Annotated in this window: 17 protein-coding genes; 13 read left to right on the top strand and 4 right to left on the bottom strand. The window is 32.6% G+C overall.

Translation table 11 applies throughout. From position 1 onward, the window contains the following. Positions 1-160 precede the first annotated feature (160 nt). Both JOC70_RS17705 and JOC70_RS17700 read right to left on the bottom strand, forming a co-directional pair. Positions 161-373, bottom strand: coding sequence for a hypothetical protein (locus tag JOC70_RS17705; protein WP_204600198.1), 213 nt, complete (start codon positions 371-373; stop codon positions 161-163). A gap of 17 nt (positions 374-390) precedes the next feature. Further along, on the bottom strand, positions 391-654 hold the full coding sequence (locus JOC70_RS17700; RefSeq protein ID WP_341534920.1) for a response regulator transcription factor: 264 nt from the start codon (positions 652-654) through the stop codon (positions 391-393). 4 nt (positions 655-658) lie between these two features. On the opposite strand from JOC70_RS17700, the gene JOC70_RS17695 reads away from it, so the two are divergent. Then, complete coding sequence (locus tag JOC70_RS17695) at positions 659-1,141, top strand: hypothetical protein (RefSeq protein ID WP_204600197.1); 483 nt, start codon at positions 659-661, stop codon at positions 1,139-1,141. Positions 1,142-1,214: 73 nt separating this feature from the next. Here the strand turns inward: JOC70_RS17695 and JOC70_RS17690 are convergent, their stop codons facing one another. Beyond that, positions 1,215-1,580 carry an SdpI family protein gene (locus tag JOC70_RS17690; RefSeq protein WP_204600196.1) on the bottom strand — a complete coding sequence of 122 codons (366 nt, stop codon included), beginning with the start codon at positions 1,578-1,580 and terminating at the stop codon, positions 1,215-1,217. A gap of 319 nt (positions 1,581-1,899) precedes the next feature. Here JOC70_RS17690 and JOC70_RS17685 point away from each other — a divergent pair, with 319 nt between their 5' ends. The 5 genes from JOC70_RS17685 to JOC70_RS17665 all read left to right on the top strand — a co-directional run bounded on the left by JOC70_RS17685 (position 1,900) and on the right by JOC70_RS17665 (position 7,462). Beyond that, the gene (locus JOC70_RS17685) at positions 1,900-3,219 is read left to right on the top strand and encodes a sensor histidine kinase (protein ID WP_204600195.1); all 1,320 of its coding nucleotides are present in this window, start codon (positions 1,900-1,902) and stop codon (positions 3,217-3,219) included. A gap of 19 nt (positions 3,220-3,238) precedes the next feature. Then, entirely contained in the window at positions 3,239-5,578 is a 2,340-nt protein-coding gene (locus tag JOC70_RS17680; protein ID WP_204600194.1) for an ATP-binding protein, read from the top strand. A gap of 202 nt (positions 5,579-5,780) precedes the next feature. Beyond that, positions 5,781-6,131, top strand: a complete 351-nt coding sequence (locus JOC70_RS17675; RefSeq protein WP_204600193.1) for a DUF2200 domain-containing protein — start codon at positions 5,781-5,783, stop codon at positions 6,129-6,131. Between the two features lie 293 nt (positions 6,132-6,424). Then, positions 6,425-6,988, top strand: coding sequence for a dihydrofolate reductase family protein (locus JOC70_RS17670; protein WP_204600192.1), 564 nt, complete (start codon positions 6,425-6,427; stop codon positions 6,986-6,988). A gap of 150 nt (positions 6,989-7,138) precedes the next feature. Further along, positions 7,139-7,462, top strand: coding sequence for a rhodanese-like domain-containing protein (locus JOC70_RS17665; RefSeq protein WP_204600191.1), 324 nt, complete (start codon positions 7,139-7,141; stop codon positions 7,460-7,462). 182 nt (positions 7,463-7,644) lie between these two features. Here the strand turns inward: JOC70_RS17665 and JOC70_RS17660 are convergent, their stop codons facing one another. Further along, positions 7,645-8,178 (bottom strand): MaoC family dehydratase, encoded by a 534-nt coding sequence (locus JOC70_RS17660; RefSeq protein WP_204600190.1) that lies wholly within the window; start codon positions 8,176-8,178, stop codon positions 7,645-7,647. A 107-nt stretch (positions 8,179-8,285) separates the two neighbouring features. On the opposite strand from JOC70_RS17660, the gene JOC70_RS17655 reads away from it, so the two are divergent. The 7 genes from JOC70_RS17655 to JOC70_RS17625 all read left to right on the top strand — a co-directional run bounded on the left by JOC70_RS17655 (position 8,286) and on the right by JOC70_RS17625 (position 12,339). After that, entirely contained in the window at positions 8,286-8,519 is a 234-nt protein-coding gene (locus JOC70_RS17655; RefSeq protein WP_204600189.1) for an SHOCT domain-containing protein, read from the top strand. A gap of 198 nt (positions 8,520-8,717) precedes the next feature. Beyond that, positions 8,718-9,152 (top strand): type VII toxin-antitoxin system MntA family adenylyltransferase antitoxin, encoded by a 435-nt coding sequence (gene mntA / locus JOC70_RS17650; protein ID WP_204600188.1) that lies wholly within the window; start codon positions 8,718-8,720, stop codon positions 9,150-9,152. Between the two features lies 1 nt (position 9,153). After that, positions 9,154-9,591 (top strand): type VII toxin-antitoxin system HepT family RNase toxin, encoded by a 438-nt coding sequence (gene hepT, locus JOC70_RS17645; protein WP_204600187.1) that lies wholly within the window; start codon positions 9,154-9,156, stop codon positions 9,589-9,591. 309 nt (positions 9,592-9,900) lie between these two features. Then, positions 9,901-10,608 carry a peptidoglycan editing factor PgeF gene (gene pgeF, locus JOC70_RS17640; RefSeq protein ID WP_204600186.1) on the top strand — a complete coding sequence of 236 codons (708 nt, stop codon included), beginning with the start codon at positions 9,901-9,903 and terminating at the stop codon, positions 10,606-10,608. A gap of 135 nt (positions 10,609-10,743) precedes the next feature. Next, positions 10,744-11,184 carry a nucleotidyltransferase domain-containing protein gene (locus JOC70_RS17635; RefSeq protein WP_204600185.1) on the top strand — a complete coding sequence of 147 codons (441 nt, stop codon included), beginning with the start codon at positions 10,744-10,746 and terminating at the stop codon, positions 11,182-11,184. Continuing rightward, positions 11,171-11,623, top strand: a complete 453-nt coding sequence (locus JOC70_RS17630) for a hypothetical protein (RefSeq protein WP_243429182.1) — start codon at positions 11,171-11,173, stop codon at positions 11,621-11,623. The genes JOC70_RS17635 and JOC70_RS17630 overlap by 14 nt, the downstream gene beginning before the upstream one ends. Before the next feature lie 62 nt (positions 11,624-11,685). Then, the gene (locus tag JOC70_RS17625) at positions 11,686-12,339 is read left to right on the top strand and encodes a uracil-DNA glycosylase (RefSeq protein WP_204600184.1); all 654 of its coding nucleotides are present in this window, start codon (positions 11,686-11,688) and stop codon (positions 12,337-12,339) included. Positions 12,340-12,474 lie beyond the last annotated feature (135 nt).

The following is a 12,474-nucleotide window of genomic DNA, read 5'->3' as shown; positions in this document are numbered from 1 at the left end:
TCCATTATATCCAGTAAAATATAAAAGTCGCTTCCCATCCTTGCTCCATTTTAAACTATTTCCATACCTAGCGTTGCTGTAAACAGTAGTATCTGCCTCTATTTTATCCTTATTAAAAAGTGCTGCGTGCAGCTCAGAAACCCCATTATTATTAGAAATATCATAGGCAATTTTTTTTATTATCCTCTGTTACTTCCATGTTGTATATATTTCCTTGCTTTAAATTCTTATAGCTTTTGCCTTTAACGTTATATATAAAAATTTCATCAGTTCCTTGGATGCTGCCAGTAAATATGAAATTCCCATCATTTAGAGGTATAAGATTATATACAGTTCCTTCTATAATATCTTCTGAAGTCTCTTTATTTTGCAAATTTATTTTCATTATCCTTAAATGGCTTTTATTCTAACAATTACTTCCCTTATATCAAAAGGTTTTGTAATATAATCATCTGCTCCTAGTTCTATTCCAAGGATTTTATCAATTGTGTCTGACTTTGCAGTGATCATAACAATAGGTATAGTATATTCCTTTGAAACCTTTTTACATATTTCAAAGCCGCTTATGTCTGGCAGCATTAAATCTAGTATCAGCAAATCAGGTTTAAAATCCTGTACTAGTTCTAACCCCTTTTCTCCATTTGAAGCAACTATAGTTATGCTTCAAAGAGATGAAAATGGTAAAGTAACAAGCGGTGAATTTGAAGCTGTTAACCAAAAGGGAGCTGACTATAATAATTCCTTATTTAATAAGTACAATTCTTTTACAGCTTTGAGAGCAACATATGCATCCTCAGAATGGACTGCTGATGGAACTATTAAGTCTGAAGATGGAAAAACACTTAATAAGGTTTATAGAACTTATAAATCTATACCAACTAAAAATGCTGGCAAATTATCTAAAGCAGAACTTTTGGCTCAGCCTAAAGTAACTATAAAAGAGGTTGCTTATATTGATGCTGCTACAGGACTTCCAGCTAAAATAGAAAAATATGAAGAAGCTAATGGAGTCATGGACTTAATAGATACTAATGTATATGAGTTTAAATATGTAACTTCTCCTGAAAATCTATTTGACACAAATGGAGTAAATTTAAAACAACTTCCTGACTTTAATTACGACGAAAACGCAAAAGGTTAATAGTTAATGGTGCCACCCACATGGCAAGTGGCAAGTTGATACTTTGATAAAGCATGAGTTTTATAACTCATGCTTATTTTTTAATTCCATTATTATCAAATGTTTTTCTTAATGCTATTTCTGTTAGCGGTATTACTAAAAGTAGTACTATAAGCTGAATGTAAATCAATGCAACCATAAGCTGGCTATAGTTACTTAAGTTTTGTAAGGTAAGTACCAAAACAACTGATACTACTGCATTGATAACACCACTTCTAATCCATACTTTTCCTGAATACTTATGTGCAAACTCCCAAGTGTCTTTATTTTTTGTTGACATTGGTGAGCGGTAACCAATTATACAGTTTATTTCTTTAGGTGGTTTTTTGCTTAATAAGAACCCAAATCCTATCATAGTTAGAGACATTATTGCTGTAATAATTAGAGAAATATTTAGCATGTTATTCCCTCCCCATATAATGCAAATGATATTCACCCATATAATCTATAAGTTTTTATTACATTACAGCCCTGCTATATATAAATTATAATATTTACTTCAATAAAGTTCCACAGTCAAATATTCATCATCAGCTTATGTAGTGGACAACTTTAAGAAATTTTGCTTGTGGTATATTATAATCTTTAGATTTGAAGTTTATTGAAGGAATTTGCAATGTTTTCTCGAATATTGAAACTACAAAAGAAGCGAGAATTTAATTGTGCTAATGGTTAACGAAATGAAAATTGGGAAAAGGAATGTTGAAGGAGGATGAAGCATGATAAATTGTGGTAGACAAATAAGTGATTCGACACAAATTATGATTGTTGACGATACGCTAGTTAATCTGAAGCTATTGTCAGATCTGCTTTCTGAGCATGGCTATCAAGTGCGCCCGGTCTCTAGCGGCGTAAGGGCCCTTAAATCAGTGCTCATTGAGAAGCCGGATTTGATTATACTGGATGTAATAATGCCGGAGATGGATGGTTATGAGGTATGCCGTCAGTTGAAGCTGAACGAGCACAGCCGTGATATTCCAGTGATATTTATTAGTGCTCTTGACGATGCGGCCAACAAGGTCATAGGTTTTAAAGCAGGTGGTGTGGACTATATTACCAAACCTTTTCAAAAAGAAGAAGTATTGATCAGGGTGGAGACACACTTGTCAGTGTCCCGTCTGCAACAGCAATTACAGGCGCGTAATGTTCAGCTTGAAGAGGAAATTGCCCAGCGTAAAAGAGCGGAGGAAGAACTACTAAAGGCTCATGAAGAAAAAAGAAGACTAGATGTTCTTATGGAGCATGATAGAGTTAGAACGGAGTTTTTTGCAAACATTTCCCATGAATTAAGGACTCCAATTAATGTTGTTTTTTCTTCACTTCAGTTATATGAATCCAATTTAAAGGGATGTTTAGCTCGTAATATATCTTCAAATTGCCATAAATACATAAATACAATGAAGCAAAATTGTTACCGGCTTTTAAGATTGACCAATAATTTAATTGATATAACAAAGATTGATGTAGGTTATTTTGAAATATATAAAACAAATAATAATATAATAAATCTCATAGAAAACATAACACTGTCTGTTGCTGATTATATAGAAAGCAAGGGGTTATCAATTATATTTGATACAGATATAGAGGAAAAAATTATAGCTTGCGATCCTGATAAAATAGAGAGAATTATTTTGAATTTGTTATCAAATGCAGTAAAGTTTACTGAGCCCGGTGGTGAAATCATGGTTAGTATAGAAAATGGCATCCAAAATATTTGCATTAAGGTAAAGGACACAGGAAGAGGTATTCCTGAAGAAAAGCTAAATTTAATATTTGAACGTTTTGTGCAAGTTGACAGGTCTCTTACAAGGGATCATGAAGGAAGTGGAATAGGACTTTCTATTGTCAATGCTTTGGTAGAACTGCATGGTGGAACAATATATGCAAATAGTCAAATTGGGCATGGCACTGAGATTATTATATATCTTCCATGTGAATTAGTGGAAAAAACCGAGGGTTTACATCCAATGAGTAATTCAACAGAAAGAAATAATGTTGAAAAAATTAATATAGAATTCTCAGATATATATAAATGAAGAAGAGGTGAGGAGCAGGATGAATGATATGTTACCATTAAAACAACTGATTGCCAGCCACGAAGACTGGTTGTTGAAAAGACTGTTTCATTACGCTATTGAACGCAATTATGCGGAGGGCAGCGCTGCACTTGAAAGGGCATGGCGCATTTGTGTCAATGGACTTTCCGGTGCCATCTTGGAAGGTATTGATACTATATATCCCGATTTTGAATTTGGACCTGATCATAATTTTAAGGAAGATCCTTTATGTCGTTTCATCGTGGGCACCGCTAAAAGACACCGAGAAAGAGGCGTCAGTCTGCAAATTTTTCATGGACTAATGGTCTATTACAGAGAAGCTTGGCTCGACCTGGTCAGATATGCGAAATTCCCAAAAGAGTATGAAGATGAATGCCTTCATATTATTAACCGAATGTTTGACCGTTTTATGATTGCACTTTGCGCAGAATGGGCCGGAACTGGGCAAAGTAGGCAGATAGGAGAACTGCAAATTCAGAACCGAAAAATAATAGTAGAAAAAAACAGATTCTTAACAATCTTTGAAAGTGTCCCTAACCCGATATTTATTATCGACGATGTAGACAAAATCGTTAATTTTAATTTTGCCGCCGCTGTTATGATAAATGCTACTGATAGTCATGGTGATCAATATTACTATTCAACGGCGAAGCCTTCGGATTTTTTCGGTGAAAATGACAACTCAATTATTGGTAAAACAATTACCTCTTTCTTTTCCTGGTTAGCAGACGATCTTAAGGCTTTTATTGCCAGTAATGAACCTTCCATTAGTTTAGAGAGAAAGGTGGAAACCAAGCAGGGAATTCAATATTTTAGCATTAAATTGTCTCGAAGGGTAGATGTAAGTAAAACTTTCTTAGGTGGTATTATTATTTTTGAAGATATTACCGAGAAAAAACTTGTTCTAGAGCAATTGCAACAGGCCAAAGAAGCTGCTGAAGCGGCCAATCAGGCTAAAAGCACCTTTCTTGCCAATATGAGTCATGAACTTCGTACACCGATGAATGCAATTTTAGGTTATTCACAATTGATGCAAAGAGATTCTGATTTGCAAGCTGAGCATCGGGAATATTTAGATATTATAAATCGCAGCGGAGAACATCTTTTGGCGTTGATTAATGACGTTTTGGAAATATCTAAAATTGAAGCCCGCCGTATTAGTTTAGAAACTGTCACCTTTGATGTTCATGCTCTTTTCCGTGACTTGGAGAAAATGTTTCGAATCAAAACAAATGCTAAGGGTTTGAAATTTACTTTGAATGGAATTGATAAAATTCCGCGTTATATCACAGCTGATGAGAATAAATTTCGCCAGATATTAATCAATCTTTTGGGAAATGCAGTAAAATTCACATCAGAAGGGAGCATTAGAGTTCAGGTAGCGGGAATTCGAACACAAGATAAACTACATTTGACCATAGAAGTTGAAGATACAGGCATGGGAATCGAAGAAAGCGAGCAGAACAAGCTGTTTCAATATTTTGAGCAAACAGGAAGCGGTAGGAAAATACAGGGAGGAACTGGTTTGGGATTGGCTATAAGCCGAGAGTATGCCCGAATGATGGGCGGAGATATCACTGTAAGGAGTCAGTTTGGCAAAGGCAGTATTTTTCGTGTGGAAATAGTATCCGAAGAAGGGAAGGCTGCCGGTGTTACGGAAATCACTGAGATTCATCGAGTAATTGGCTTAGAAGAGGGGAAAAAAAGACCACGCATAATGGTTGTTGAAGACGATGCTGATAGCCGCCGCTTACTAATTCGCCTTCTTAGGAGAATTGGCTTTGAAGTGCTTGAGGCCCAGAACGGTTTGGAAGCCATAGAGTTTTTTTCACAGTGGCAACCTAATTTTATTTGGATGGACCTTCGAATGCCCATAATGGACGGTCTTGAAGCAACTAAAAAGATTCGTACTATGAAAGATGGAGCAAATGTGGCAATTGTCATACTTTCAGCAAGTGTGTTGGAAGAAGAAATACAACCTATAATAAAAGCTGGTTGTACCGATTTTGTACGGAAGCCTTACCGTGAACAGGACATTTTTGCAGCTATGGCCAGGCATTTAGGGATCAAATACGTTTATGAAGTATTATCCGATGAAGAGTGTATTGATTTTGACAACAATTTTGAGAAACTGATTAAGTCGTTGCCTTCTGCACTTCGTAATGAGTTGTATGATGCAATTTCCAGGTTGAATGTCAACAAGGTGGAAAAAATAATTGATAAAATTATGGTAGAAAATCACACCCTTGGAAGTATGCTCAAAAAATATGCCGAACAATTGGAATATGATAAAATTTGGACGGCATTGGAAAATTACACAGAAGGTAAAACAAATTGACAAGTTTAAAAACAATATAACGGTTTACTCGTAAGAAACGCTATCTTAAAATAGGTAGAAGTCCAGGTTATACCCGTTACGCAGAACTGTATAATAAATGATAGCAGTTTTTGCCGTATGCTAGGTATATCAACTAGTGTATAGTTTGACCCGACTATTTTTCGTGATATAATGAAGAAAATCACATAAGAGAGGATATATCATGACCAAACATAATATCTATACAATGAGTGTAGCAAGTGTCTATCCCCTTTATGTTACGAAGGCGGAGAAAAAAGGACGCAGGAAAACAGAAGTGGATGAAATTATCCGTTGGTTGACAGGATACAGCCAGGAAGAGTTAGAAGCTCAACTGGAAAAACAGACAGATTTTGAGAACTTCTTTGCGGAAGCTCCTAAGCTGAATCCTTTGCGAGCTTTGATCAAAGGTGTGGTCTGCGGTGTCCGAGTGGAAGACATTGAAGAACCAACTATGCAGGAAATTCGCTATTTGGATAAGCTGATTGATGAGTTAGCAAAGGGAAAAGCCATGGATAAGATTTTGCGAAAATAATAATTAAAAACGAAGAAACACTGATTCCATATGTAAACTATAAAAGAATCGGTGTTTTTTTGTTGAATCGTCATAATCTAGATGCTTCAGAAAAACCACTCCAATAATCTGATATAATAAAACTATGGGGCTAAAACCGCCGATACAACAGTATGGTAAGCCGTATTATAGCCTATAATATAATAAGTAATATAACTTTTTATAGTTAATTTCATCATAAGACTTTAGCAGCAGGAAATTTTATATGGAATGATGATAAAATAAAAAACGTTTTTTAGAGGAGGATAAATGTTATGCTCGATACTGGAAGTACTAGAAGAATAATTTTAGATTTAGCGGTGACATTAGATGGATTTATCGAGGGACCAAAGGGTGAAGTAGATTGGTGTATTATGGATCAAGATATGAAGTTTGTTGATTTCCTAAATAATATTGATACAATTTTATATGGGCGTAAAAGCTATGATTTATGGGGACAATACATTCCTGGAGATGAAATATCAGATGCTGAAAAAGAGGTTTGGAAGTTAGTTCATAGTAAGAAGAAATATGTGTTTTCAAAAACGTCTACCAAGGAGTATCCAGGGGCTAATTTAATAAGTAGCAATATAGTAGAGGAAGTAAAGAAAATAAAGAATGGGCCAGGTAAAGGAATTTGGCTTTATGGGGGATCAAGTCTTATAACAACTTTTTTAAATCTAGGGCTTATTGATGAATATAGATTATCTATTCATCCTGTCATATTAGGAGAGGGCAAACCTTTGTTCATTGATATAAAAGAGAGAGTAGGTCTCAAGCTTGTTAACACTAAGACATTTTCTTCGGGAGTTGTTCAGCTCTGCTATCATGCTGTATAGTAGTGCCACCCACGTGGCAAGTGGCAAGTGATACTTTGATAAGGCATGGGGTTTATAGCTCATGCTTATTTTTTATTTAAATTATATTAATTGAACGAAAAGGACATACTTAAGATAAATTGAGTAATTAACTATTAGGGAGATGATAACATGCCTTCATTTTTTAGAGAAGATAGAGTAAAATCAGTAGATGTTAATGATTTAGAAGAGTCACTAGGGAAAATAAGCTTAATAGATATAAGGGAATCTGACGAATATGAAGAGGGGCATTTGCCAAGGGCTAAGAACATTCCAATGTATGAAATACTAAGAGAGCCAGATGAGCATTTAAATAAGGATAAAGAGTACCATATAATTTGCAGGTCCGGGAGAAAGAGCAGCTTTACCTGTAATGAGCTTATTCTAAAGGGCTTTAAGGTGATAAATGTATCTGGTGGAACCATTGACTATAAAGGGAAATTAGAAAAGGAATAAGAGTGCCACCCACGTGGCAAGTGGCAAGTGATACTTTGATAAGGCATGAGTTTTTATAGCTCATGCTTATTTAAATTTGGATTTTATTTGTAGGCTATGTTAAAGAATAGTGTTGATAATATAATATTTTTTAAGGGAAGTAATTTAAACCTTCCCTTAATTTACACTTTTATAAAAAGATTTTAAGACAGAATTGCTTGGAAGCACAATATTCCATTACTAAATCCTTTTATAATATTTCCTTCATGCTTTATATAAACTGGGTTACATCCATAAACAGGATGAATATATTTTACTTCTATCTCATTAGTTTGAGTTGTGTCACAAAGTTCTTTTAGAATAAACATTCCTTGTACAACTGGATTTTCTGTAAGATGAATGTAATTTGTATCTCCTGTTAGATGACTAAAATCTGCAATTTCTTCTTTTGAAAAATTACGCCATAAAGTACCAGTATCTTCAACGATTTCTGGTTCAACAGGTTCTTTAACTGTTACATTCATCATTAAATAAACTGTTAGTGTTTCTGCAACTTTATTATTAGCATATCCACTACAGTTGATTACACAAAGTCTCCTATTATTTTTTACAATTTCATTTTTATAAGTTTCCTTATCTGATTTGGGTTGAAACCGTTGATATTTTATTTTAGCAATAAATGCACCATCATAAAAAAAGTCTTCCTTTGTAGTAAATGCTCTAAATAAATCTATCATTTTGTTATTCTCCTATATCACTGTTATAATATCTCACAAAAATTATAATTGTGTTCTTATGTAATTATACAGAATATCAATTATAAATCCAATACTTAACATTTAGCATGGCCAAACAAGCGCTAAAAAAATTACCACAAAAGGCATTAACTAAGACCATATATTATCCTATAATAAAGAAAATAGCAGCAACAAGTGACCAAAGCTCAAATGAAGAAAAATTAAATCTAGCAGATGAAATCATAAAGTTTAAGAGTTTACTTGATGAAGGTGTAATAACAGAAGAAGAATTTAATCAAATAAAGAAAGATTTAATACATAAGAGTATGAAAGGGAATTAAGAAAATTTATATTAATGTACCTAGTGAATACGCTTAGTGCGAATACGCTTAGTGCCACCCACGTGGCAAGTGGCAAGTGATACTTTGATAAGGCATGAGTTTTTATAGCTCATGCTTATTTTTGTAAAATTTATGATATAACGGCTAAAAATAATGTTATAATACTTACAAAGTACTAATTTCAAGGTAGGTAAAACTATGATTCAAAAAGATTTATGTGAAGTTAAGGATATACTTAAAAATAATCTAGAGACACTAATAGATAGTTATGGAATAAAATTAATTTATATATTTGGCTCTTATGCAAAGGGAACAAATGACAAGAGCAGCGATTTAGACATAGCTGTGCTTTTGGAGGATAATTATAATCCCTTAGATAAGCTAACATTAATAGGTGAATTTATTGATATTTTTAAAAGAAATGATATAGATTTAGTTATATTAAATAATGCTAATTCCGTATTAAAGCATCAAGTTATTAAGTATGGAAAGCTTGTTTATATGGAAAATGAAGATATTAAGGTGAATTTTGAGGTTAGAGTTCTTAAAGAATATATGGATATGGAGCCTTTTAGAAGAACTCAGATAAAATACATAAAAGATTGGGCAAAAAAAGAATCGGGGGATATATAGTATGACAAGAAGTTTATTGGAGACAATTAATTTAAAAATAAAGGAATTGCAAAAGAATGTGCTGCTATTAAAATCAACTGCTGTTTATATAAATGAAGATAATTTAAAAGAAGATATGTTAAGATACTGGGGAATAGAAAGGGGTATACAGATATCTATTGAATGTGTGCTTGATATATCTAATATAATTATTTCAGTGCTAGATATAGAAAAACCAGACACATATAGGGAAGTCATTTTAGCTTTAGGGGAGAATAAGATTTTACCACAAAAATTTTCTAAGGAAATAGCTAATATGATATCCTTTAGAAATATTCTTGTCCATGATTATATGAGAGTTGATGAAAAAATAATTATAGATATATTACATAATCATTTAGACGACTTTGCTAAGTTTGTAAATTATATAAATCAGTGGATTGAAGAAAACTATAGATAATAAAGTGCCACCCACGTGGCAAGTGGCAAGTTGATCTATGGAATAAAAAGAACTTCTATATAGAATGGATAAATAAGAAAATAGGCATGAGTTTTGTGACACATAACGGACTTAGTTATAAGCACTAAGTCTATTTTTTATGTACTTTTTTAAAAATAAAACCAAGTAATTATATTGATTAAACCAACTTTAAAAGTTAATTTCATTTACGCATCTGTTTCTTTATTTGTTTTTCATTAACTCTTTATTTTGATATAATTACATGAAGGAATTAATGAAACATAATGAGAATATTTTATGGAGGTTACAATGAAGATCTTAAATAAAGACAAATATGAGTTTATTAGCTATTCAAATTCAAATGCAGAGTTTGTTTTTTCCACAGCAAAGAACAATCTTAATTTAAGTAAAAATTCTAAAGAGGGTATTAATAACTTAGAAAATTTAAAACAGTGGTTTGAATTAAAAGAAGTTGGATATCTTAATCAAACCCATAGTGATTATATATATGTTTATGATGGTAAAACTCATGAAGGAGATGCAATAATTACAAAAGAAAAGAATATTGCAGTAGGAATTTTTACTGCAGATTGTGTTCCAATTTTGATGTATGATAAAACCAATAATGTAATTGCAGCAGTACACAGTGGATGGAAGGGAACTGAAATGGGTATTGCTTCTAAAACTATAGATAAGCTAATTGAAAACTATGGGACAAAAACCGAGGACTTAGTTGTGTGTATTGGACCCCATATTGGCGGGTGCTGTTATGAGGTAAGTGAAGAACTAATAGAGCTCTTTAAGAATAATAGCATGTATAAAGATATAGATTTTCATGATGGAAGAAGGCTTAATTTGAAGAAGTGCATTATGCACCAATTAAAATATAAAGGAGTCTTAGAAGATAATATTCATGATGTGAATATTTGTACCTTTTGTAACAAGGAATATGAAACCTATTCATATAGAAGGAATGATAAAGAATCTAGATTGTTTTCATTTATCTTTTTAAAGTAGTAAGCGTGGTGCCACCCAGGTGCCACCCACATGACAAGTGGCAAGTGAGTTGTTAATCATGATCTGAACTGTTAAAATAACTGTATATGTAATATTTATTTTAGATTTGTAAGATTTTTATATGGAGGTAATATTATGAGTGATTATGTTCAAAATAGTGAAGTGATTAGAAAGTTGCTATCAGACAGTACTTTATCTAGATATGATGAAAATGTAATTTCTTTAACGTTATTTGGGAGTTATAATACAAGTTTTTGGAATAAGGAAAGAAGTGACATTGATATCTTAGTTTTAGTTAAGCATTTGGATTTTGACTTGGAATGTAAATTAGAAGACTATTATTATCCACTTCTAAAAGAATATTTTGAACATGACAATATTCACTTCACCTTTATAGCTTTAAATAACTTCGATACAGTATTTGCAGATATTTATATAGATTTTACAGATAAAGTTATTTTTGACATGGAGCTTCATTACGACTTTTTATTATATATTAGTAAGTTTAATAGAGTTAATGAAAGACTAATCAATCTAATTAGAAGGGATTGGGAATCAAAGTATGGTGTATTATAAATATAAAAAAGAAAGATTAAATGATAAATTTAATAGTGCATATGACTTCCTAATTAAAATTAGGAAAGCTGTTGAGCTGTATTGTGAATCTCCAAATGAAATAGTAGCAAGAGGCATGACCGGATATTTCTCAGACTTTACAGAATACATCATAGATATTTGTGAAACTTACTTAGTAATCAATGATAGATATAATACTAGATTAAGCGGAGTTGATTTAATTAAATCTGCTGCAATGTACGGGTTAATGGATGATTTTCTTTCTAATTTTATGGTTAAGTGTGTAGTTCTTAGAAATAGATTCACTCATGATTACTATAAAAGAGAGGTTGCTGAACAGGATATAATTAAGTTTTGTCATTCAGAAATAATATATCTAGATATATTTTTAGAAGCATCTAACGAGATAGTAAAGTTAAATTATACGTTTAAAGCATAGTATAGGAGACAATAAAAGCATCTCATATATATGATTTAGAGATATAAAAGGGGATTGATTAAATGATAAAAAATATAGAAACATTTGTAGAAAAACTAGCATTAATAGAGGCTATGCCCAATGTATGTAATCAATACTCCTATGAGCATGAGGAGAATTCTATAAGAAGAGAGAATTTGATGATTTATTTAGAGCAAATGTATAAATTAAAGCCTAAAATAATACTTGTGGGAGAAGCACCAGGATATAGAGGATGCCGTCTTACTGGTGTACCTTTTACTAGCGAGCATTTGCTTATGAATAATATAAATGGCCTAGAGATATTTGGCAGAGAAAATGGATATAGGTTGGCTTTGGAAAAGGACAAGCTTCTTAAAGAGGCAACGGCTACAATAATATGGAACACTCTTGTAGAATATGACATGATGGTGCTGTCTTGGAATGCATTTCCCTTTCACCCACATAAAAAGGACAATGGGGAAAGTAATAGAACACCTCTAAAAAAGGAACTGTTAATAGGTGAAAAGCCACTGCTTAAAATGATTGAAATGTTTAATATTGAGAAGGTAGTTGCCATGGGAAATAAAGCAGAGGAAAGCCTTAATAAATTAGGCATTAGCTGTGAGAAAGTGAGACATCCTGCACAAGGTGGGAAGAATGAATTTGTTGAAGGCATAAGAATGATTAGTGCCACCCACATGGCAAGTGGCAAGTGATACATTGATAAAGCATGGCTTTTAGAGGTCATGCCTATTTTTATTTTATATTTAGCTAGTTTTTAAATAAATCATAAATATTGTTCTAGTGTTGTTATACAATGTTCAAAGAACAAGTTAAAAATAGTTGTCTTA

Source organism: Clostridium pascui, assembly GCF_016908015.1.
Lineage (GTDB): Bacteria > Bacillota > Clostridia > Clostridiales > Clostridiaceae > Clostridium_AK > Clostridium_AK pascui.
The sequence above is the reverse complement of the archived record's forward strand: the minus strand, read 5'-3'. Positions and strand labels throughout refer to the sequence as shown.